19 protein-coding genes and 2 pseudogenes are annotated in these 24,255 nt (G+C 42.9%); 3 read left to right on the top strand and 18 right to left on the bottom strand.

Going from position 1 to position 24,255, the window contains the following annotated elements:
- Positions 1 to 50: 50 nt before the first annotated feature.
- The 5 genes from QBE55_06340 to QBE55_06320 form a co-directional block, all read right to left on the bottom strand.
- Positions 51 to 1,253, bottom strand: coding sequence for an enolase C-terminal domain-like protein (locus QBE55_06340; protein ID WZL79744.1), 1,203 nt, complete (start codon positions 1,251 to 1,253; stop codon positions 51 to 53).
- Between the two features lie 54 nt (positions 1,254 to 1,307).
- Positions 1,308 to 2,090, bottom strand: a complete 783-nt coding sequence (locus QBE55_06335; protein WZL79743.1) for a glucose 1-dehydrogenase — start codon at positions 2,088 to 2,090, stop codon at positions 1,308 to 1,310.
- A gap of 85 nt (positions 2,091 to 2,175) precedes the next feature.
- Entirely contained in the window at positions 2,176 to 3,060 is an 885-nt protein-coding gene (locus QBE55_06330; GenBank protein WZL79742.1) for a carbohydrate ABC transporter permease, read from the bottom strand.
- A gap of 14 nt (positions 3,061 to 3,074) precedes the next feature.
- Positions 3,075 to 4,013 (bottom strand): sugar ABC transporter permease, encoded by a 939-nt coding sequence (locus QBE55_06325; GenBank protein ID WZL79741.1) that lies wholly within the window; start codon positions 4,011 to 4,013, stop codon positions 3,075 to 3,077.
- A gap of 83 nt (positions 4,014 to 4,096) precedes the next feature.
- A complete protein-coding gene (locus QBE55_06320) occupies positions 4,097 to 5,569 on the bottom strand; it encodes an extracellular solute-binding protein (GenBank protein ID WZL79740.1) in 1,473 nt (490 codons plus the stop codon).
- Positions 5,570 to 5,799: 230 nt separating this feature from the next.
- Here QBE55_06320 and QBE55_06315 point away from each other — a divergent pair, with 230 nt between their 5' ends.
- Entirely contained in the window at positions 5,800 to 6,837 is a 1,038-nt protein-coding gene (locus QBE55_06315) for a cache domain-containing protein (GenBank protein WZL79739.1), read from the top strand.
- A gap of 15 nt (positions 6,838 to 6,852) precedes the next feature.
- Here QBE55_06315 and QBE55_06310 read toward each other — a convergent pair whose 3' ends face one another.
- The 4 genes and pseudogenes from QBE55_06310 to tnpA form a co-directional block, all read right to left on the bottom strand.
- Positions 6,853 to 8,598 (bottom strand): sensor histidine kinase, encoded by a 1,746-nt coding sequence (locus tag QBE55_06310; GenBank protein ID WZL79738.1) that lies wholly within the window; start codon positions 8,596 to 8,598, stop codon positions 6,853 to 6,855.
- Between the two features lie 9 nt (positions 8,599 to 8,607).
- Positions 8,608 to 9,909 carry a response regulator gene (locus tag QBE55_06305; GenBank protein ID WZL79737.1) on the bottom strand — a complete coding sequence of 434 codons (1,302 nt, stop codon included), beginning with the start codon at positions 9,907 to 9,909 and terminating at the stop codon, positions 8,608 to 8,610.
- A 4-nt stretch (positions 9,910 to 9,913) separates the two neighbouring features.
- On the bottom strand, positions 9,914 to 10,090 hold the full coding sequence (locus QBE55_06300; GenBank protein ID WZL79736.1) for a hypothetical protein: 177 nt from the start codon (positions 10,088 to 10,090) through the stop codon (positions 9,914 to 9,916).
- A gap of 192 nt (positions 10,091 to 10,282) precedes the next feature.
- A pseudogene (gene tnpA, locus QBE55_06295) lies at positions 10,283 to 10,706 on the bottom strand (IS200/IS605 family transposase).
- Positions 10,707 to 11,201: 495 nt separating this feature from the next.
- Between tnpA and QBE55_06290 the strand changes: the two are divergent.
- Both QBE55_06290 and QBE55_06285 read left to right on the top strand, forming a co-directional pair.
- Positions 11,202 to 11,315: pseudogene (locus QBE55_06290) on the top strand (transposase).
- A gap of 490 nt (positions 11,316 to 11,805) precedes the next feature.
- A complete protein-coding gene (locus tag QBE55_06285) occupies positions 11,806 to 13,059 on the top strand; it encodes an IS256 family transposase (GenBank protein WZL79735.1) in 1,254 nt (417 codons plus the stop codon).
- A gap of 102 nt (positions 13,060 to 13,161) precedes the next feature.
- On the opposite strand, the gene QBE55_06280 is transcribed toward QBE55_06285, so the two are convergent.
- From QBE55_06280 to QBE55_06240, 9 genes are all read right to left on the bottom strand, one after another.
- Complete coding sequence (locus QBE55_06280; protein WZL79734.1) at positions 13,162 to 14,046, bottom strand: DUF3883 domain-containing protein; 885 nt, start codon at positions 14,044 to 14,046, stop codon at positions 13,162 to 13,164.
- The gene (locus tag QBE55_06275) at positions 14,043 to 15,854 is read right to left on the bottom strand and encodes a DEAD/DEAH box helicase (protein WZL79733.1); all 1,812 of its coding nucleotides are present in this window, start codon (positions 15,852 to 15,854) and stop codon (positions 14,043 to 14,045) included. The genes QBE55_06280 and QBE55_06275 overlap by 4 nt, the downstream gene beginning before the upstream one ends.
- Positions 15,836 to 17,113 (bottom strand): hypothetical protein, encoded by a 1,278-nt coding sequence (locus QBE55_06270; GenBank protein WZL79732.1) that lies wholly within the window; start codon positions 17,111 to 17,113, stop codon positions 15,836 to 15,838. The genes QBE55_06275 and QBE55_06270 overlap by 19 nt, the downstream gene beginning before the upstream one ends.
- A 13-nt stretch (positions 17,114 to 17,126) precedes the next feature.
- Positions 17,127 to 17,591 (bottom strand): BglII/BstYI family type II restriction endonuclease, encoded by a 465-nt coding sequence (locus tag QBE55_06265; GenBank protein ID WZL79731.1) that lies wholly within the window; start codon positions 17,589 to 17,591, stop codon positions 17,127 to 17,129.
- Complete coding sequence (locus QBE55_06260) at positions 17,527 to 18,516, bottom strand: site-specific DNA-methyltransferase (GenBank protein WZL79730.1); 990 nt, start codon at positions 18,514 to 18,516, stop codon at positions 17,527 to 17,529. The genes QBE55_06265 and QBE55_06260 overlap by 65 nt, the downstream gene beginning before the upstream one ends.
- Positions 18,517 to 18,568: 52 nt before the next feature.
- Positions 18,569 to 18,784, bottom strand: coding sequence for a helix-turn-helix transcriptional regulator (locus QBE55_06255; protein ID WZL79729.1), 216 nt, complete (start codon positions 18,782 to 18,784; stop codon positions 18,569 to 18,571).
- A 704-nt stretch (positions 18,785 to 19,488) separates the two neighbouring features.
- The gene (locus QBE55_06250; GenBank protein WZL79728.1) at positions 19,489 to 20,790 is read right to left on the bottom strand and encodes an extracellular solute-binding protein; all 1,302 of its coding nucleotides are present in this window, start codon (positions 20,788 to 20,790) and stop codon (positions 19,489 to 19,491) included.
- A gap of 71 nt (positions 20,791 to 20,861) precedes the next feature.
- Positions 20,862 to 22,355: a response regulator gene (locus QBE55_06245; GenBank protein ID WZL79727.1), complete on the bottom strand. Its 1,494-nt coding sequence runs from the start codon at positions 22,353 to 22,355 to the stop codon at positions 20,862 to 20,864.
- Positions 22,336 to 24,075 (bottom strand): histidine kinase, encoded by a 1,740-nt coding sequence (locus QBE55_06240; GenBank protein ID WZL79726.1) that lies wholly within the window; start codon positions 24,073 to 24,075, stop codon positions 22,336 to 22,338. The genes QBE55_06245 and QBE55_06240 overlap by 20 nt, the downstream gene beginning before the upstream one ends.
- Between the last annotated feature and the right edge of the window lie 180 nt (positions 24,076 to 24,255).

Here is a 24,255-nt window from a genome sequence, read left to right as displayed (position 1 = left end):
ACTGGAGTCAATTCTATACACTGAAAACATGATTCATTTTAAATGGTTTATTAAGGCCTTACCGATGTTCCGTCCGGTGTCCGCGTCAGCGTCCACTCCGGCAGCGCATTTGAAATGGGATATTTCGCTGCCTTCTTTTCATCAATATCAATCCCCAGTCCCGGTTTATCATTGAGGTAGGCATACCCGTCCTCCACCTCCGGGCATCCTGGAAACACTTCCCTCAGCTTATCTGTCATGCCGCACCATTCCTGGATTCCAAAGTTGGGGCTGCTGACATCCAGATGAAGATTGGCGGCATGTCCCACAGGAGATACATCGCCGGGTCCGTGCCAGGCGGTACGGACACCAAAACTCTCTCCCAGTACCGCTATTTTCTTTGCCGGGGTAAGGCCTCCCACCTGACTGATGTGCAGCCGGATAAAATCAATCCATCGGTTTATAATCAGCGGCGTCCACTCATGAGGATGATTGAATAGCTCCCCTACGGCAATCGGGGTGGCACACTGCTGCCGGATCATACGGAACCAATCCATCTGCTCCGGGGCAAGCAGGTCTTCCAGAAAGTACAGATGATATGGTTCCAGTTGTTTGGCCAGCTGAACGGCATCAATGGGGGCCAACCTCTCATGAACATCATGCAGCAGCTGAACTCCAAACCCAAGCTCTTTCCTCAAATGCTCAAATAAGACCGGCACGCTGGCAGCATAGGCAGCCGGGTCAAAATATGCTCCATCCGCAGCATTCCTGGTTTTATGAATCGCCTGTTCCTTTCCTCCGTAGCCACCCATCTGACACCTGATAAACCGGTATCCCTGCTCAATATAGCCACGGACATGATCCTCCACTTCTTCCTTGTCCCTTCCGTCCGCATGACGGTAAACAGCCACTCCTTCCCTACATTTTCCTCCCAATAAATCATATACCGGCATTCCCGCCAGCTTGCCCTTGATATCCCAGAGAGCGATATCCACACCGGAAAGGGCATTGTTCAGCACCGGTCCGTTCCGCCAATAGGCGCTGACCATTGCCGACTGCCAGATATCCTCGATACGCCGGGGATCCTTCCCGATCAGAAATGGTTTCAAATAATCCTGGACTGCAGAGTAAACCGCCAGCGGCCTTTGCGTATAGGTCGCACATCCAAGGCCGTACAATCCAGGTTCGGTTGTTTCCACCTTTACCACCACCAGTGCAATCCCCTCCGGGGCGGTCAATATGGTCCTTACGTCACGTATTTTCAGCTGTCCCATATTCCTTCTGCTTTCTCCTTTCAGATAATTTATTATAAAGAATCAGGCGTCAGGTCAGATAAAGACCTGCTGCCCGTTTGTCAAAGCTCGCATCATGGGAAGATTCATGCCGCCGTCCACGCGCAGAGTGATCCCGGTAATATACTGTGCCTGATCCGACGCCAGAAAAGCCACAGCCTGGGCCACATCCTTCACACTTCCTGCTCTTCCCAGAGGGATGGCACTTTGCACCGATTCGGCAGTCTGCCGCCAATGCAGCCCTTTGGTTTCCTCCAGCAGCGTCATTCCCGGTGCCACCGCATTCACCCGGATTCCATACGGCGCCAGCTCATAGGCCATGCTTTCCGTGGTTCTGGCCAGCGCAGCCTTCATGGGCCCGTAAACCGTATCTCCGTCATTTGTCCGTTCCTGATGTACCGACGTGATATTCAGGATCACTCCTTTGATGCTGGTCTCCACCATTTTCCGGGCAGTTTGCTGTGCGCAGAGATAGGCAGCCAGAAAATCCACTTTCCAGCATTGTTCCAGCTCCTCCAGCCCCATTTCCAGAAAAGACTTGTGGATCGTGATCCCGGCGTTGTTTACCAGGACATCCAGTCTGCCCATCCGCTCACAAGTCTCGTTTACGATCCGAAAGGGGGTTTCCCTGTCACTTAAATCACCTGTCAGGATCTCCGCCTTTCTGCCGAGATCCCGGATTTCCCGTGCTGTCCGCTCTGAGCCTTCCGGCTCCCTGCGATGATGAATTGCCACATCGTATCCCTGTCTGGCAAACTCCAGGGCAATGCCCCGGCCGATCCCCCGGCCGGACCCTGTTACAAGCACTACTTTGCCCATAAAAACTGTTCCCCCCTATATACTTTTCTTCTATGAAGCCCCATATATAAGCCCCATATTTCCTTTTACTGTGGTTCAGCTTCCATCAGCCCTTTATTCCGCTCAATGTAAAGCCTTCCATAATATATTTCTGGAAGATCAAAAACAGAATGACCGGTGGAATAATGGAAAACGTCAAAGCGATCATTTGAAGATCAATAGTACTGTTCTCCATGGAAAAGATCTTCACCATAACCGTAAACATATCCTGATTTCTTAAGGTAAGGTATGGCCAGAAAAAATCCTTCCATGTGCCGTTGATGGTAAGAATCAGCATGGTCATAAGAACCGGCACACTGAGAGGCATCACGATCCGGAAAAAGATACCCAAATCGCTGCAGCCATCCAGCCTTGCTGCCTCAATCAAGGTTTTGGGAATCCCGTCAAAAAAGCTTTTGAATACCATAACATTGAAAGCACTGGCCCCTGACATCAACCACATGGGAATATAGCTGTCGGTCAGATTGATGTGCAGCAACGGAACATCCACGATGTTCTTGAACACAGGAACCATCGCTACCGAATTGGGAAGCATCATGGTCCAGAGCATCAGCAGAAACACAACATTGCTTCCCTTTGGTTTTAACCGGGACAGTACATAACCCGCCAGCCCATTCAGGGTAATGGAAAAAATGACATTGCCTATGGCCAGGATAAAGGTATTCAAATAATACTTCCCGAAATCCAGCATTTTCCACGATTTTACCAGTTTTTCCGGGTGAAAGCTTCTGGGGATAATGGTAGGCGGTACCTGCAGAAATTCCTTCAGATCCTTCATGCTGGATACAATGACCCATAGCGGCGGCAGGATACAAATCAGTACCAGGACCATCAGAACAGCAAAAATCGCCCAATATAAAAGCCGCATTTGGGTTTTTTTCAACTCCATGGAATTAATGATTCCGGTTCTCTTGTTTTGAAATCGACTCATTGAAATTCCTCCCTTCAGTCTGAATCGGAATTCCGATTGACCCGGAAATAAAGAACCGTTAGTCCGATCAGAATAAGGAACGTAATCGTCCCCACTGCCATGGCCCGATCTGCACGGAAATACCGGAACGCATAGAAATAGGATTGAAGCATCAGAGAAATAGACGCATTATTGGGCCCGCCTTCCGTCATGGCGAGAGGCTGCTCCATTACCTGGAAAACCCCAATGATCTGAAGAACCAGAAACAGATATAGCAAATTGGATATCGTCGGGATGGTAATGTTTTTTAACCGGGAAAACAATCCAGCACCATCAATTTCAGCAGCTTCATATAATTCCTGATTTACTCCCTGTAAATTTGCAAGGTAGAGTATAGTTGTCGATCCAAATCCGCTCCATGTCATGGTGAACACAATCAGTGGTATGGTTAGCCTGGGATTGGCGAGCCACATGGATGGTTCCATTCCAAGGTGCGTTCGCAGCGCATTCAGCAACCCTGTCGGGTTCGGATCAAAAAAGATTTTCCACATGATCGCTGTCGCCATTCCCGGTACCATACCGGGAAAGTAGACTGAAAAACGGAAAAATGGTTTTAAATGAACCATTTCATTTATCAATATCGCTGCTATAATCGGAAGAAAATAGCCGATGAGCAGAGACCAGAAAGTGTATTTGAAGGAGTTGCCCAATGCCGACAAAAACGCCGCATCCGAGATAACTGCTTTATAGTTGTCCAGCCCCACAAAACGAACTGCGCTGTATCCCTTTGTTTCGAAGAAGGACAGATAGACACCTGAAATCAATGGCTGCCAGGAAAAGACAGCAAACAGGACCAGGCTGGGCAGAATCAAAAGCCATGCCTTATAGTCCCGCTTCAAAGTAGTCCGGAAGGAAGGTTTTCTGACTCCGACAGAGACCTGCCCACTGGAAGCGATATTCTTTTTCACAGACATATTTTCACCACCTTAAATCTGTGGAAGGGCGGGCTGCAGCAATGCAGCCCACCCTGTCCTCTTCATTATTTCTGAATACCATTTTATTTTGAGCCACCTTGTGTTTTGTTGTAGGGATCCAGATAATCTCTCTGGAAATCCTCCGCCGCTTTATCCAGCAAGGTCTTGGGGTCCGCATTCTTATCCGTCCAGACCGCCTGGATTACGTTGTCAATCAATTTGTACATTTCCTGACCATTTATCGGAGGTTCCGGATAGACCGTGATCTCATCCCCGGCGTTCAGATAATCTTCATATAAGGACAAATCAACGTTGGCAAGCTCTTTCCGAACCTTTTGTTCTGCTACAAACCGCTCTGAATCTGGCCAGATTTCAGGAACACCGTACGGACCTACAATTTTGTTGCTCGCTGCGTCTGCTTCCAGACCTTCCCGGAAAGAATTCATGGCTTCCTCATCAATCTTGTCCGAGAATCCGGTAATTTCCAGCCATTTAAACGCCGCATCGATCTCTTCCTTCGTGTCCTCTGGATTGAACATCACCGCTCCCCCGCCAAGCTGTGCGAAGGTACCGGCTTTTCCCCCCGGCATCCTGGATATGGCAACATTGTCCTTGTCCAGGCCGAAGTTCTGGATCATCCCGTTAATCGCTCCAAAGTCCCGCAGTTTCATGCCCAGCTGATCGGTGGCAAAAAACTGGTCCTGATCATCTATGCCCAACAGTGTGTTTGCAGGAATGACATCGTGTTCCCATTTCAGATCCTTTACCCATTGCATGGCTTCCACAGCTTCCGGGCTGTTGAATATGGCGGTCCAGTTGCCATCTTCTCCCTGCTTTTCAAAATCGGCGCCATATCCCCAGGCAACGTTGAGGAACTGCCAACCGCCCTGATTGTTCATGCTTGGTAAACTGAAACCGGCCTGTCCTGTGGCATCCTTGATCTTCTTTGCAAACTCCAGTACATCATCCCATGTACTTGCGATCTGTGGTTTGCCATCCTCATCCACCAATCCGGCTTCTTTCATCATTTTGATATTGTAATTCAGGCCCATGGTATAGACATAAGACGGCAATCCATAGTACCGTCCATCTTTTGTCACGATATCCAGCAGCTGTTTATTAATCGATTTGTCATACCCCCACTCTTTCATGACATCGGTAATGTCCGCCGCATAACCACCACTCATAATTTTCTGGGGCTCCGTAATATAGGTATCATAAACAGTGGGGAGTTGACCGGATTCTGCTTTGGGCAGGAAAGACTTCACATCATAAGGGAATCTGTCCGGCTTTATCGTAATCCAGGGGTACTTCTCCTTCATTTCCTTTAGTCTTTTTTCATTCAGTTCCAATCCAGGCGCATCGTCTTCCGCAGGCCACATCCCTACAGTGATGGTAATGGGTTTTTCCTTTCCTTCGGATGAAGTATTGTCCTCAGAGGGCTTCTGAGAAACCTTCCCATTTTCGCTGACTTTCTTTCCTGAAGAGGAACAGCCGGTAATTATGCCTGTCATCAGAGCAAGACACAGTAAAACGGAAAATATCTTTTTATACATCTCCAAACCTCCTCATATTTTTCCTTATAACCAGTATACCGGACCGGTACTATTACTTTAGCACAAAATAGCAACTAGGAAACGGTAATAAAACTACTAAAAGGTTTGCAAAACTACTTACATATAATTACAGCAGTATTGATCAGAAGCAGAATTTATATTATAATGATGGAGAAGATTGGAATTGTAAAGGTCATCGTGAAGAAAACGGGGAACAAGGAGGGATCCATATGTTCCAAAGGCTGAAGCGAAAGATCAATCTCATTATCAGTATTGCTTTGTCCCTTGTTATATTGTCTACCTCCATACTTGCCTATACCATGCTGAAAAGCATCATATACAACCACTATAAACTGCTGGTGACACAATGCATCGAACAGTCCAATAAGAATGCCCGCCTTTATATGTATCTTATCGAGGAGGAGACCAATTATTTTGCGGCGGATTCCAGTCTGGTCCATTTTCTGAAGCAAGGAAAATTTGACAGCCGGATTATTGCGATACTGGATGGCCTGAAGAATATGAATCTGAATATATTGGGTGTATCCGTATATAGCCAAAATAACATGGCCTATACTTCCAACAATGTATCAAATGCCCCACCCCTGCAATGGATCCTCGATAACGAGATTCCTCCCGATTTTATAAAGGATCCCAACCAGCAGTCCGGTTGGATGCTGCGATATAAGTTCATGGATCATTTCTATTATACTGGTTATGGAAAACGAAAAACCGGCATACTGTCTTTCCTCCATAAAATTATGAACTCCGACGGAAGTCTTATCGGAATCATGATTGTAGACACCGATGTGGATGCCCTGAACCGTTTTTACCAAAATGAACTCAGCGAATATTTTGATCTGCATGAATCGTATCTCGTCACAGAAAGTGGAAGAGCTCTGGCAAAGCAGTTACCGTCCAAAGCGGAACGGAAAAAGGTAAAAAGCCTCACAGCAGACAGAAACAGCAAAAAATCCAGTGACGGGGATAAAGAGGCCGACAGTGGCATCCGGATTTTCCGGCAGAATGGAAAGGATCTCACCGCAGTCAGTTCCATACCGTCTTCCAGCGGGAATATTGTTGTTCATGTCCTTATGGATCCATTAAACAGCAAATTGTCCGGGTTGAGAACCTGGCTGACCCTGTTATCTGTTCTTCTGATCCTTTTCTCCATTGGAATATCCGGAGCGCTGACAGAAAGCATCATCAATCCATTGAACCATCTGTATCGGAAAATGAAATCTCCTCTCCCGGATACCGATTTATAAATGGATAGATAGTCTTCATCTTACCTTCAATCGAACCGATACCCTGGTTCCTTTGCCTTTTTCACTTTCTACGGTCAGGCCATATTCCGGCCCATATTCCAGACGAATGCGCTCATCCACATTGCGCAGCCCGTATCCTTTATGCTTTTCGCGAAAATAAGTGAGTTGAAAGTCCTTGCTGCTGGTATCAAAACCGACTCCGTCGTCGATCACTTCAAACAGCAGGTCGTCCGCATCCTGCCTGCCATTTACGACAATATGGCCTTTTCCTTCCTTTTCGCTGATCCCATGCCTGATGGCATTCTCCACCAGAGGCTGCAGAATGATTTTGATCATCCTGCCTTCCTGCATTTCACTGCTGACATGGTATTGGATGTCAAACATGTCCGGAAACCGCATTTCCTCAATGGTTACATAGCTTCGGACGTGGTCCAGCTCATCCCGCACCGTGATGTATTTCTCGCCCTTATGCAGACTGATACGAAAAAAAGTGGACAAAGCCATAATCATCCGTTCAATTTCCGGCTGCTTTTTTAATTTTGCCATCCATCCGATGGCGTCCAGAGTGTTGTAAACAAAATGAGGATTGATCTGCGCCTGCAGAGCGGTCAGCTCCATTTCCCTTTGTTTTTCCTTTTCTTCATTGTTGCGGCGGATCAGATTGCGGATCTTTTGTGTCATTTCATTGAAACTTTTTTCCAGCTCCCAGATTTCATCTCCGGAATTTCCCTCATATTTCACATTCATATTGTCGGATCCCAATGCGATGACATCATCCCGAAGATCCGTAATGGGTCTCGTGATCCCGGAAGAGAGCTGCACAGCGAGAAAGACAACCGCCAACATAATTGCGATTTCCGACAGAAAGATATATTTATTGATTTCATTGATGACATCCGCAAGGATCTCTTTGGAAATGAAGCTGACGATGGTCCAGTTCATTCCCATCTTTTTCAGTTTTCCTTCAAAAGGGTAGACTGCCAGAATCGTGGATTTTCCGACGTCCCGGATCACCTGGTGATCAAAGGGATGATCCGATCCGGAAAGCTCATCGGATCCGAAAAGCCCTTCGCTTAACAGTATTTTGCCTGTTTTACTTTGATCCGGATGAGACAGGATCTCCCCGCTGTCTGAAATGAGAAAGGAATATCCCCATTCCTTCATGGCTTCTCCATAAATATCCCGAATAGCGGACTCCCGTATCAGAAGAATCAGATATCCAATCTCCTGTCCGGTATAAAAGTTTCGATACCTGCGCCCCAGCTGGATAAAGGAATTTCCTTCTGCATCCTTTTTCACAGAACCCACCACCGGAGAACGGGATTTCCGTATCCTCTGGAGGTATTCCTCATCCGGACCCGAGATAGAATTGCCATCGGGAAAATAACCATGCTGCTCCCCGTCTTCGCCGATAATGTCAATTCCGCCGACAGTATCATCATGGATCAAAAGCCGGCCCAGAATTGTTGACAGTTTCCCCTGCCGCTCCGAAAAGGACAGCGGATCATTGAACAGATTATATATTTCCGGACTGGCCAGCAGCCGGACGGCAAACATATTGGCCTCATCCATCAGAAGCTCGATTCCTTCCATCATTTCCGTATGGGTCACAGCAATATATCCATGCATGTAGTCATATATAATTTTTTGGGAAGCGAATTTGGCCGTCTGAAAGATCATCATGGAAAACAAAAGAAGGCCAACAAGCAAGACTGCCCCGATTCGGTTCCGGATCCGAAAACGCCTGAAAAATTCCGTCATTTGATTGCCTCACTTTTGCCGCATATAGTCCTTCGGTAGCATTCCCGTTGCTTTCCGGAACAGCTGACTGAAATATTTTGCATCCTGATATCCAACCATTCCGGAAACCTGATTGATCCGGTATTTTGGGTTCTTCAGGAGCTTCCTCGCCATTTCCATGCGGTATCCGGTCAGACACTGATTAAAAGTCCTGCCCAGTTCCGAACGGAAAAGATGCATCAGATAATTTGGGCTGAGATAAACCGCCTCCGCTGTGTCCTCTATGGTAATATCCTCGGAATAATGGTCCCTGATATACTCCAGAGCGCTTCGTATCTCTCGGTGGCAGCCGCTCCGATCTCCCCGGGAATCTGTATCGTCCATTTCCTCATAGGATACGACGCTGTTGATACCCGGCATCCATTTCACCTCTGAAGCTTCATTCGCCTGGCGGCTTCCGAGGGGAAGATCCGTCCACGCCCGGCATATGCCGCTGATCCCGACAGAAAAAGAAGTATTGCAGGCATTCTCCAGTTCGCCAATCATTTCCAGACACTTTTTCTTCACATGGGAAATCGTCGAATCAGAAGGATTGGAAACAGATAAAAGAATCATCCATTGGCCCGGTTTCCAGGGAATCAACATCCCATCCCTGCCCCAGATGTCTGGCACCTGACGGGTCAGAAGATTTTCCACAGATGAGTCTTCTCCGCCAGTGGGACTTCCCGGAACCCTTGGATCCCGGGGAACTGCATCTGATAGTCCTGCTTCATGATCCATCCGGATCAGAATGACCAGATGATTCCCCTCATAGGTAATGCCAAGCAATCTGCTTTTTTCCTGAATCACATCTTGATCTTCATATTTACCGCCCAGCAGGTCCTGAAAGAACTTCTCACGAAGCACGGGGATTCCTTCTTTCAGCCCATCATATTGCTTCTGCTTTTTCCGCTGCTGCGTGATCTCCTTCCCCAGCCGGGTGACAATCCGAATCAGCTTGTCATTATCGATGGGTTTCAGGAGATAAGAAGAGGCTCCGTTGTCCAGAGCGGATTTTGCATATTCAAATTCTGCATACCCTGACAGGACAACGACCTTAGAGTCCAGACCTTTTTCCCGGATCAGCCGCATAAACTCCAGTCCATCCATAAACGGCATACGGATATCCGTCAGTATGACATCCGGCTTCAGCCTGAGCACTTCATCCAATGCATGCTTTCCGTCCGATGCTTCCCCGACGACGGAAAACCCATATTTCTCCCACTCGATGGTCTCACGGATTCCAAGCCGCACCAGATATTCATCGTCTATTACGTACAAGCTCATACTCATGCTCTCACTCTCCTTCATCTGCCTCGGTTCCCTCTATTTCAGACCCAGTATCTTGCATACTGAAAAGCTCTTCCAAAGCTTTTTCTAATTCGTTGAAATATCTCTCTAATCTCTTTTTTTCTTCCTCTTTTGATAGATTGTAATCCGGTATATATTCATCGGGAATCAATACTTTTTTCACTTCATACCCGCTCCTACATTCCCATTTAAAGATTTCATTTGAATGCTTTTGCTATTGGCGATGGTTCTTCTAGTCATTAACCACCACTTCAAGTGGTGGCTTGATATTAGCCCTATAAGGGCTGATTACCTGCTACACCTAAAAGATGTTGGTGCCGCAAGCAATACTGCCATCTGCCTCTAAAAGAGGCTCTTACTTACTGATTTCTTCTTTCTTTGCTTTCTCCTGCTGCTCTTGGATATATTTCTTAATTGCATCTTCAGTGATATTTCCTACTGTCGATAGATAATATCCTCTAGCCCAGAACGCTTTCATCCACTTACTGCCAAACTCAGGATCCTTATCAAATATCATCAGTGCACTTTTTCCCTTTAGGTACCCAACAAACTGGGATACTGACAGTTTTGGAGGAATGCTTACACATATATGTACATGATCCGAGCATATTGCACCTTCTACAATCGTAGCCCCTTTATATTTGCATAATTTCCTTAATATTTCTCTTACATCCACTTTAATCTTTCCGTACATCACCTTCCGTCTATCTATACTTTGGTATAAACACAATGTGATACTGGCATTTCCATTTTGTATGTGATAAACTTGAGCTGTCCATTTGGACCGCCTCCTATGTCGATATTGGCTTACGACACCGATATCATTTTAACATAGGAGGCGTTTTAAAACATACGTAACACTACCGTTTACTCTATTCTCCCCAGCATAGCTGGGGGATTAGTAAGAGAAGCCCTGGAAGAAATCATAGATGTTTTGCACTTCCCTTACATAGGCATCCGTAAGAAACCAAGAACCTACCGCAAAAATGCTCGCAGAGACTTTTACATCCTAACAATATGTGGATATTGGCCGCTGGTTCTTGATCGATTAACTTTGTTCAGCGACCCCTACCTATAACCTCCTGTTCCATCAACGGTAACTTTACGCTAACGAGGCTTCCAGCGTTGTTCAGCAACCATGAATGTACTGTCCTACCTTCCGGAATCCGAGCAGGCTAATGTGTCTGTCGCCATGACTATGGCCTATAGGGAGTTCGGGTATGAGGCCGCCAAAGCCAGGCTTATGGGCATTGCCAATAGCCTGCAATATCGATGCAGCAAGCCTTCTGGAAGGTCTTGAGGAGGCACTGATAGTACACAGGCTCAAGATTCCCGGCATGATTCGCGAGATATTGTGCAGCACAAATCTTATGGAATCAGCTAATTCCGCATGCCGTGGCATTATCCGCAGGGTGTCCAACTTCAAGGATGGTGGAATGGCTCTCCGACACGCAGCCGGACGGCTTCATGGAAGCAGAATGCGGATTTCACAGGATCAAAGGATACAAGCAATTGCTAATGCTCATAGCAACTTGTGACTCATTCAACCAGTACTTCAGAAAACAAAACTGCATAACATAGCTTTTAGAAGATATTTGGAGCAATATTACGAAATATCAAATTCTACGCAGCTAGGGATACGTTCGGCCTTTACAGCTTCCGGTGGACAGAGTCCAACCTGCAAATCCGGTCTGGTATATTGTTCTTGCTACTGACATCATCACACCTGCGCCTCCTTTCCTAATCAAGAAAGCTTAATAGGTTTACCGTTGATTCTGCCCCAAACTCCGTAGAAATTGAGAATGACAGCTCCAAGTAGTTCTGATAGAATAAAGTTGTCAAAGCAATAGACTATCAAATAACAAAGGAGCTGTCACAATGAAAGTATATCAGGAGAACAAGGGATCCGTCAATGAGAGTATCGAAATAATAAACAGCACCGTACTACATGAAAAAGCGCGCTATGGGTTGATGGAACTCTCGATGGCGCTGGGTCTTGATGTCATGCGGATGATGTTGGAAGAAGATGTAGCACAGTACGCCGGCCCCAAAGGAAAGCACAATACGGAGGAGCGCACCGGATACCGCCACGGTACCGACAAGACTACAGTGGTCATGGGCGGCAAGAAGGTTAGGGTAGACCGCCCCAGGGTTAGGGCCATTGATGGCAGTGGTGAACTACCACTGGAAACACTCAGCTTGTTTCAATCCGAAGATCCGTTAAACAAGGCAATCATGGCAAAGCTGCTTTCAGGAGTAAGCACACGGAAATATTCCCGCACAGTGGAAGGAGACACCGCAGATGCGGTATGCACAAGCAAGAGTGAGGTCAGCCGGCGGTTCATCGAAGGCATGGACAGCCTTATGCAGGAATTCTTCACACGAACGCTGGACCAGGATTATCCGGTTATGATGATCGATGGCCTGGAACTCGGGAAGCTGACCGTACTGGCCGCCATGGGTATAGACAGCGATGGCAGAAAGCGCATCTTAGGGATTGCTGAAGGTGGCTCTGAAAACAGTACCGTTGTAAAAGGCTTGCTGGAAGACTTGATTCATAGAGGACTGGATGCTGCTCGCCCAAGGCTTTATGTGCTGGACGGTGGAAAAGCCCTCCACAAAGCTGTTACGGATATATTCGGCACAGAAGCTCTCGTTCAGCGCTGCCAGGTGCACAAGAAACGTAACGTACTGTCATACCTCCCGGAATCGGAGCAGGCGAATGTATCTGTCGCTATGACCATGGCTTACAGGGAGTTCGAGTATGAGGCCGCTAAAGGCAAGCTTATGAGCATTGCCAATAACCTGGAGTATCGATATCCAAAAGCAGCAGCAAGCCTTCTGGAAGGGCTTGAGGAGACATTGACAGTGCACCGGATCAAGATCCCCGGCATGCTTCGTGAAACATTGTGCAGCACGAACCCTATGGAATCAGCCAACTCCGCCTGCCGTGGTATCATCCGCAGGGTGTCTAACTTCAGAGATGGCGGAATGGCTCTCCGACACGCAGCGGCCGGCTTCATTGAAGCAGAACGTGGATTCCGTAGAATCAAAGGGTACAAGCAATTGCCAATGCTCATAGCAACACTTGCTACTCAATCAACCGGTACTTCAGAAATCAAAACTGCATAAGTCGTAGCTTTCAGAAGATATTTGGAGCAATACTATGAAATAGCAAATTCTACGGAGCTAGGGACACGTTCTTACCGTTTCAAAGATAGTACAATCGTGATATCAAATATCTCGTGGACTGAAATCATCTTTAAAGGCAGCAAATGGTATACTTACCTCATTCCATTCGCCCAAGCCATTGTTAAAAGGTATGTGTTTTAACATATCCGGATAAGAAATTACAGCTAACTGCGGGGTTGTTTCTAACAACCACAAGTAGAAATAATAGCGTTCTTGATTATATGCTGCTGAAGCAAAGTTCCATTCGTTATGGGATACATAGAGAAATGCATCTTGTAATCCATGAGTTGATGATTTAACCTCTATCAATATCTGTTTTGTGTTTGTATCGCTAACCTGGGAAATGATGTCGAATCCAGCGAGATTTGATTCAATAGATTCCCAAATAGGCTTAGCCTGTGTCCTAAGGTGTTCATATCGGATAGTTAATTTTTCTCCTTTACGTCCAACATCGTCTTGTTTTCTTTCTATCTCCTGCCGTTCTCGCTCAGCAAGTGAATCCCACCACTCCACCTCTTCAAGAGTAACGGGGGTACCCATAAGTCCGGCTTTTTTAAAACATACTTGTTCCTCATCAGACATAATCTGATAAGCCTCATTACGACCATAAGGGATTTTTCGGGCCCATATTGGTTTACAGGTAACAATGTATTTCTTTAAAATGTCTCTATACAGGCTCAATCGAAGCTCCATACCATTAAAGTTCTGTAGCAAATTTTCACCATAATTAGTGATCTCATACGTGGTCTCATTTTTTAGAACAATCCAGTTACATTGCTCAGCCAGACTAAGGGCCGCATCCTTGTTTATTCCATAATACATCTTCATGTTATTAATTTGAGCTATAGTGTAACAACCGTACTGCTTCATAGCTCTCATCACGAGTAAAGCTTCAGAGATTAAGCTGTCTGAAATATATTTTTTCATAGACTATCGTCTCCAAAGTATCGCTCGATTTCTTCTATATCATCAATAGATAAGGACTCTTCAACATCAATGTCCGGATCATAGTGAACCGTATCAACATTTAAAGAAGTATCATTTAATGACTGCGCCATCAGATTTATTTTTTGTCTCAAACGACGATCTATCACTTGATCTATCGTATTTTTACATTCAAGTATCTCTACTTCCGGATGCTGATCAGGTTTAAGCCCAAGCCTATGTATACGATCCTCAGATTGAAGGTAGTGCGCAGCATTAAATGATCTATCTACATATATTGCATTTTGGCAGATCTTATGTAAGCTAATTCCTTCAGAAGCTGCAGCAGGATTAGCTACTAATACCATTTTTTCAGGATTTTCATGAAATTGCTTAATCTTCCATTCACGAGTATCGCTTTCTTCCTCGTCACCAGTATCGACTCCACCATGGATAAAATCTGCCCCAAGGAACTTTAATCGATCACTTATTATTTCAACGTTTCTCACAAACTGGGACCAGATGATGACTTTCTTGCCTTGCGAGGCTAACTCCATCGCTCTATTACAAGCATAATCTATTTTTGGCCCATCAGTTTTTGCTAATAATTCTCCTATCCTCTGATCAAACACATAGTCCATATCAGAGGCTAACAGCGAAGGATTGGACACAAACTGAACTACTTTTATGATCCGTTTTCCGAGTTCCCGAAGTGAGGATTTGGACGCATCGGAAAGTATGGGAATAAGCTGCCGCTTCATTTCGGACTTTAAGGACCTATATATTTCTAGCTGTAATGAGGACATATCCAGCATTACAGTTTTGCGGTTTACTTCAGGCAATCCGAGTTCTGCTTTTGTGGTTCGCACATACACCGGTTGTATTTGATGGACGACTGAATCTGCATCGGTTTGCCTGTCTGGATATAAAAAAGTGAACTGCGGAATTAGATCCGCTACACTTTGCGGCATAGGCGTACCACTGAGAATCAGTTTACGTACTGGCAGAGTACAAGAAGAGAGAATAGCTTCAGGAGTAACTCCATGAAAGCCACTTTTAATTCGGTGACTTTCATCAAGAAACATAAAGACCGAATTCTGCTCTAGATAACGATTGATAATATCCGTCACCCTTGCGTACTGCTGGTATGTAATGAGCATAAGCTTAGGTTTATCTCTTAATAGCCTGTCAATTGCGGTATATCCACCACGAAGACGAATGAACTGCAATTGAAGGTCCCCCACACAATCCTGTATTTGCTCTTCCCATGCGCCAAATGCATTTTTAGGTGCGACAACAAGCAGCTTGTCGTTGACTTTTGCATTATAAAAATAATAGGCAAGCGCTTCCGTCGTTTTGCCTGCTCCAGGTACAGAGAACGATGCCCCTGCTGGCAAGGAACCGAGTTTACACACATTTCGCAATTGATTATCTGTAAGTTCACGACGGAATCCAATTGCCCGCAATTTATTAAGTACCACATCCTTGCTTAAGGGCGTAGATTTCAATGCGGTATTGTAAGACCTGGTGTTTATTCTCGATAACTTCTCGCTGATAGAATTAGTGAAGGAAACGGATATCTCATCATGGTGATTAGTGAGAAATTGAGCAATATTCCTCCGCAAGGAAAGGAAAGTCCTTATGGGAATAAATAATTGCTTTCCCTGTTGCTGAAAAGATGTCGAGAAAGTAGACATGATCCGGATAAATGTGCTCCACAGAATATCCTCTGTAGAATCAGTTAATACTATGGCAGAATCCCGGACCCCGTCATAATCAATAATCCATTTCATTATCTTTCCTTCAGCCATGTCTCTATTTCCTCAACGGCTTGTTTTATGGAATCCAATTGATCCTGAACGCCATCTATTTCGGAATTTTCATTCAAAGCCTGATCAGCAGCAGCTTTTAATATGCTTGAAGCTTTTGACACCTGCTTCATTAAGTAGTTAGCCGCTTCCATCTCACTTTTTATGGCCTTTTCACTCTCGATTACATCCATAACGTGCTTTACGATCATGACTTTTTCTTCGTCATCGGACGTACGAATTACATCAGCGACCTTACTGCCGACATCTTCCTCAATGTGCTCTCCTGCGAGAATATCCAAGCCCAAGTCATTTTTAGTATCGACACTGATGTAATTTTTTGCTGCTAATTTTGCTTTTAACGCATTAAAATGTTCTGCTACATCATCGATAACGTCGTATAGACGTCCATTAGAACTCCTTTGAGAAATCATACTAAACACAAGCGTCTCAAACAGTTCCTGATCACCTTGATTGCTAAATTGCTTAATGTTCTTTACGAGCTTTTCAAAGGCATAGTAATCCTTATCGACTAACGACCACTGATTCGGCTTTCCAATAGTCTTTAGATATTTATCTGCATAGTTTTTTGCATCGACAAGAATAGTTAATCTCTGAGAGCTCAGATCAAAGGCCTTGGCAACATCCGCGTGCTTCGTACCGCTTTGCTCCCTCTGCTGTGCCATCATTGCCTTAGCATGCCATTTATATTCAGCACGTTTTTCCTTTTGAATCTGAAGCTTTTCTTCAAGAACAGTTATTTCCTTTTCATCGCATTCAGGAAGAATAGCAATTTCAATGGTTTCAAAGTTTTTATACCGCATTGGATTGGATAAATACAGGGTTCGCCACGCGCATAGACGTCGGTTGCCATTTACAACAACACCTGTATTTGTGCAGATCAATGGCTGAACCTGCTGCTCCTTCTCCTTAAATGACTGTAAGAGATTCTCTTCATCGACGAGTTGCCCAAGGACCTCATGCTGAGCCTTTTGTGCCGTAATGGCATCATTATCCTTCTTGAAAAAGTCATCCGGAAGATCAGGATGAAGCGCAAGGTACTCCAGCTGGTATGTACTTGTACGGCCATTCTTTAGCCGATATACTGGAAATCCAAGCCGGACCCTAATTACAGGAAGTTTCTCTGGGTTCCCCCTAAATTCGATAGGATGCGTACCAGGCACGCCTTTGGTTTTCGCATCTATCTCGGTTGTTCGCTTGATAATATTCACGCCGAGCTGTTCCAAATCTTGTAACTCCATGATTAGCCTCCCATTAAATTTCGTTGTTAAAACCGATAACCACCAGCGGCATAGTGACCACCTTGTCAAATATATCCAGCTCACGAAGAACTCGCTCATATGATGCTACGTTTCCTCCAAATTGCCTACCGCATTTTACAGTAGCAAGTATAAGAATTCCAGAGTCTATTGTTCTCCGAGAAAAGAGAGCCTGAAGTTTCAACAGATCAGCATACACTCTCGCCATATTTCCTGTTTGAATGCATAGGCCAGTTTTATCCTTCACTGACGTGATCGTTATTTTTGAAGTTCTATCCAGATAATATTCATCTGACCAACCGTGCCTTTTTATTGAAGGTATCAGATATTTCTTAAAATCAGAAATCTTATAAAAGCCGAGCTTCTTCTTGTAGCCTTCGATAACAGTGCAGAGTTCACTTACATATTCTACTGGAACAATCGATATTCCGTCGCAGTGACTGTGGGTTGCAGTTACCATGATCAATCGCCTTCTTTCTCTTCCACTCCTCTGGAACCTTTGAGAGATTACTCTTTTCATGATCGTAAATAGGTTTATTTTCTCTGTATTTAATAGTCCCATTTATGGACTGCTGTAAGCGATCTCTTCCAATTTCAACATAATCATTTACTATTTCACATCCCCAGAAGTTTCGATTGTGTATTATCGCAGCAACACCTGACGATGCGACACCTGCAAACGGATCAAAGACTAGGCCCCCCACATTTGTCATTGAAAGCACAAGCCTCTCAATAAGTCCGACAGGAAATTGACATGGATGGATGGTTTTTTCTATATGATTACTCTTTACGTTTGGTATATCATCCCACACGTCTTCTGGATTCTTTCCGAGAGGATTCCCCGAAAGTTCCCCCTTGTGGGGCCCTTTAAAATGACGTTTTCCTGGATATTTAGCTGGAATGCGGACTGGATCAAGGTTAAACACATAATCTTCCGATTTTGTATACCACATTATTACTTCATATCGGCCGCTGAAACGGGTCTTGCTATGTAGACCATGACCGAAATGCCAGATAATCCTATTTCGAAGAAACATGTCTAATTCTCGGAAGATTGGATCCAAAGCAATATCTAAAGGGATTATTGAACCGTCCTTATTAATATAATTGCCCACTTCCCAGCAAATACTTCCTGTATCTTTCAGACGGAGGTATATCTTTTTGATAATCCTTTTTTGCCAATTTACATATTCATCAAGCGGCATTTTCTTCTCATATGATTTCCCAATATCATATGGCGGTGAAGTTACAACAAGATCAAAGATCGGCTCTTCAGGTAATGCATCAAGTACCTTTTCAACATCCATTTTAAAGATAATATTGTCGGTCTTTAATGATTTAGATATCTTAGGTTCGTCTTTTACAATTAAGACATTATTGCTCATCAAATTTCCTCCGTTATATATAAATGACAGAGCATTTCTTGATCTATACCAATCAATTCTTTTGATTGTCTTCCGTCATTTCCATAATGTCACTCACATCGCATTGGAATGCCTTACATATCTTTTCAATTATTTCTGTATTAACATTCTCCTTTTTCCCCAGCTTCGTAACTGAAGCAGAACTGATACCTGCGATCTGCTGCAAATCTTTCTTTTTCATATCGCGATCTATTAAAAGCTTCCATAATTTTTTATAGCTTATGGCCATGACATTTACCTCGCTTTCTGTCATAGTATAGAATCACTTTATAAACTATAACACTATCAAACTGCAAAATCAAGACAATTTCCTGTGAAAGCTCGACTTTTTCTACCCTTCGCCTGAGCCTTCCTTTTCTATATCTCCGATTTTGCATGTTAAAAAATGCAATTTATTTTTTTACGTAGATATTGGGGAAAAGCCCTATCGTGCTTTTTCATGCAGTGCTGTGCTGTTTATTATTTCGATTCTCATTGACGGATCCCTTATCTCCTGATATGCTTTCATTATGACAGTTCCTTTGTTTTTGATAGTTTATTGCTTTGAACAACTTTATTCTATCAGAATTACTTGGAGCTGTCATTCTCAATTTCTACGGAGTTTGGGGCAGGATCGTGTCGCAACAAACAGCCTTTTAACAGACATGGCTCTCATATTCGGAATGGGTGGCTCTTTATATCGGACTCACTGGCTCTGAATGTTCGGAATACTCATCGAGAGAATGTTTCTGGTTAACTTCTGCTTTTTTTGAACTTTCAAGGTTCTAGCCTATAACTATATTTTTACCCCCTGTCAAGTTTACCCTGATCCCCCGATCCATCAATGAGCCAGTGCATTATATATGGCTATCCGTATACAAATCTATAAGCACACAAACTAACAGCTTATTTTTGTATTTCATTACTAGACTTCCGCCTTTCTTGATTACTATACTATGGTAAAATAATATATTTGGTAACTGCTATCAGTTCGGCATATGCCTTTTTCCCATATTCCAATGCAAGTTTCACCGGCTGTCCTGAAATTACCCTTGCCACCAAATCATTAAATGGTTTCCGATACCAACTCTCATAATTTGATACACAGGCTGCAGGATCAAACGATAACTTCTGATCAAACAAATCCTTAATTTTTAAACACATCTCGTTTTGTGGGGTCACTCCATTTACAAGAACCAATTGATTAATGGCATCGCCGTATGCGGTTGCCACTTCAGGCTGACTTAAATACGAAATAAATTCTTTGCACTCCTCCCTTGCAGGCGTATCTGACCCAATCCCCAACACAGTTCCGATTGACTTATATCCGGTTAAAGAACCAAATTCCATTGGCAGTTGAGAAAACTCAAACTCACAGTCCGGATTATAAGAATATATCGTGGAAACAGAGGCTGTATCCCCAAGTAAAAAAGCCGCCTTACCATTTGCAAATAATTCTGTTGCTTGTGTTTTGGATAAATTCAAATTTTCAGCTGGGTAATAACCGGAATCCGCCAACGATTTCATACACTCTAAGAAACTCTGTACCATATCATTACTAAGAATATCACCGGTTTGCTGCGTATGGACATAATAAAAGAAAATTCTTGCAGATTGATAGCGATATTGTTCTGCATTCGCCAAAAAAATGGGCAAATAACTTTTATCCATATCATCTGTCTGTTCTCCACCGCAAACAATGGGGACGACACCTGACTTTTTTAGGAAGTTAAATATCTTCTCTGTTTCCTCCCAACATCTTGGCATTTGCAAATCAAATCTGTTCAAAACTTCCTTATTACAGATGGTTGTTATAACATTTGCAGTATACGGAATGCCATATTGCTTTTCATTTACCGCATAAACAGAGGATAATTCCTTCGGGTACTGATCCAAAAAGTCGCATTCTGACAAATCGAGAAGAGCCTTCCTGTTTGTAAGGGAAAGAAAAAAGTCCAAATCTGGTTTTAGAAAAATAACATCGGATACCCCGGTTCCACTGCTTAAACGCACCTGTATCGTTTGCGCATATTGAGGTAAGGAAACACATTCCATTTCCATTTTAATGCCCGGATGAGATCTCTCGAAGTCATCTATTAAATTTTTCATAGCCGGCGCATCTTCCTGACGCCACGACATTACGGAAAGAGTGTTTTGTTGATGTATGGAAAGGACCTTGCACTGATCTACATTTTCCTTCCTACAGGAAACCATGAATACTGAAAGTAATAGACATATAGCAATTATCTTTTTCATAAATTCCTCTCCCGACTCTCGTCGTTCCATCCAAATTCCATTTTTATACGCAAAATCTTTTTTAAAGATTGTTAAATCTCACATATGCCTTGATATTCCTTGGGGGTTTTTCCTGTGAATCGTTTGAACATCTGGCTAAAGTACCGGCCATCTACATATCCAAGGGAATCTGCTACTTCATAAACTTTAATGGAAGGTATCATAAGAAGCCTCTTTGCTTCCTCAATCTTTATTCCCGCTACAAATTCAGAAAAAGACTCTCCCATTTCTTTTACAAACAACTCACTCAGATAGGCACTGTTCATATGGTACTTTTCTGCATATTCTTTCAACAATGGCGTATTGGAAAGATCCGTTCGAATATCTTTCTCTATAGAACGGATAATTGGATGCATTGATTTTATGTTCCTATTAGATAACATCCCACTGATTGCCTTTATCTTATCTTCTATATCAGAAAGAGACTTATCATTATGCTTTAAATCAAACATGGCCAGAAGGTCTTTAAAACTTATATGAATTTGTGTAAAAAGGTCTTCAAAACTGATATACAGATACTGAAGCATCCGAATCAACCTCCATTTTAAATGATAAGTGTCTTCTTTATCCGTATATAATTCAGAAATAATGTGATGGATCAGCGTAAAGTCTTTTTTCTTTACAGCAGAAGCCATTGCCTTTTCAGCGCCAAATTCACTGCTTAAATGGTCGATCATCAGACATTGTACCGATATATGTTCGAGCTGATCACTTAGATGTAGATAGCACCGATAAATATCTTTGAAATAGCAAGCCGCATCCTGAACCATTGTAGCATTTAATTGCAGTTCTACGTTCAAAACATGTTCCAATTCTGTCACAACAGCTTTAATATTGCGTTCGTATTCCAACACTTTGCTTCTTGAAATTTCCTCTCGGTATAAAAAGATCAAAAAAAACTGTTTGTTTGTTTCTTTCACCATCTGCCATTGAACTTTCTCATATATGTTGAAGGACAATTCCCACATGACATTTTTTAAAGCGTAATAAATCAGCCCGGAGTCCAGCGGTGAGAAATCAGTTTTATCATCTCCCGTCCCAAACAGCTTAAATCCAAATACTAGCGAAAGCAGCTTTTCTTCTTTTGGAGATGGCATTGCAAGCCCATGAAGCAAGTCTGTGTAGTAAGATTCCTTTTTCAGTCTTAGATTCCTTTGCAGTTCATTATTGCTTTGAATCAAATTGCCGATTTCTTTTAACAATGCATTTACGGAAATCGGTTTTACAAGGAAATTGTTTACATGGTACTTAATTGCTTTCTGCGCATAATTAAAGTCAGCATATGCTGTAAACACAGTAATCATTACATTGCTTGATTCTTCTCTTACTCTTTTTATCAATTCCAGGCCATCCCAAACAGGCATCCTAATATCCGTCATAATGAATTCATAATGATTTGTACAGAATAAATTATACGCTTCTTTACCGTCCGCGGCTGCAGATACCCTGATATCAAACTTCTTTTCTATCTTTCTTGCCATTCCTTCACGTACCGCTCTTTCATCATCAACCAACAATAGATTCATTTCGATTCCCTCCTTCTTCCTTCTTCTTCATAATACAGATAGTTACAGAAAACAAATGATTCTTAATCGCAAAATCCATTTCTGCCCTATCCGAATATAACAATTTTAATCTTCGGAACACATTATAAAGCCCTATACCTCTATTTGAGGATGATTTCTGTTTCCTGGAATCCTGACAAATACTGTTCCGAAGGAAACTAACTTGTTCTGATGTCTCCCGGGAATGATCATTACAGAAAGTAAAAATGAAACGGTCTCGACATTCCACTCCATTTATTGTAATATTTAGAGATTCGATGTTTTCCTTATTGATATTGTGTTTTATCGCATTCTCCACAATTGGCTGAAATGTAAGTTTTGGAATGATTACATTATATAATTTAGCAGGTAAATGGATATCCCAACTCAATCGCTCTTCATATCTTCTGGATTGAATAAAGAGGTAATTCCTGCAGTGCTCGATTTCCTCCTCCACTGTACTGGGCTGGTCTATTTCATATAATCCATATCGCAGCATATTTGACAGAGAATCCACCATTTTAGCTATATCTTCTCTATTATGATCCGACAAAATCATCCAGTATATTGAATTCAATGTATTATAAAGGAAATGAGGATTCAACTGCGATAACAGAAGTTTCATCTCAAGATCTTTGTTATAATTCTTCTCATCCGCCAAGTTCAGAATCAAAGTATCCATTCGACCAAGCATATTCTGAAATTGCATTCCCAGTACGTTTATCTCATATATTTGAAAATCCGGTACCTGGATATCAAAGTTTCCATTTTCAACTTCCTTCATCAATGAAACTAGTTGTGTCATAGGATTTTGTATTCTCTTTACAATCATTTCAATAAATAAGATATAAATACACATTAACAAAATGATACAAACCAGTAGGCCCCATAGAGGTTCCATTGCTTTTTTACTTATCAACCAACGATTAAAAGTTCCAATTAAATATAAGTCATTATTGATTTGAATTTTATTCGATATATTTTTAGAAGAAGCAATATCACGTTTTATGTTCTCACATTGCGAATCGCTGACAAACAGAATTCGATCGGTACTGTCACTAAGATAATATTTTATCGTGTCATCATTATTTTTCGTCAGAGCCTGAATCAGATTGCGATTTAAAACGACAAACTGATAGCCAATAATCTCTCTCCCATAAGAAGCGTATATTGTACGGCCAATTGTCAAATACTTTTCTTCCCCCGTTCGTATAAATCCACTCGATGAAGGCAGTAAAACAAACCCACTTCTTGTTTTTGATATCTTTATGAGCCAGGGTTGGTTTCTTAATTCACCTGCCGTTTTGTAATTCACGAACCCATCCCCAACTTCATACACCGTTCCGTTCAGAGGATATAATGCAATGCAACTGATCACTGGGTTTCCCTGCGACAGCGATTCAATGTTCTGTGCAGTACAGTGCCTGTCATAAACAGTGGATTGATACCCACTGTCCTGCTGAAGTGACTGTTGAACAGAAGCATTTAAGTACGTATTGTTCGCAGTGGTATATACCATTTCCAATTCCCCACTGATGGATTTGGATGTCTGCACCAATGAATTTTCCAACATCATTTCAATGGTATTGCTCTGGTCTGATAAATAGGTATAATAGGAAAAGAAAAAAGCCATTACAATACCAGCAAATAAAAATATTAATGCTTTTATGATCCAATTTAATTTTATTTCTTCATTTCCCATATAAGACCAAGTTCCTCACGATTTTCTTATATAAATAATATCACTTTTCTCTTATATATACCCTATAAAAGTGTTTTCTGTTTTAAGATATTGTTTTCCATTCTTCATTTTGTTTTTGATTCTCCCTAAAAGTCCAAACCTATGCTTATGCCAATCATGATACAATCTTTGTAAGCTAAA

Source organism: Eubacteriales bacterium mix99, assembly GCA_038396605.1.
Taxonomy (GTDB): domain Bacteria; phylum Bacillota; class Clostridia; order Caldicoprobacterales; family DTU083; genus UBA4874.
This window is presented reverse-complemented; position numbering and strand designations above follow the sequence as displayed.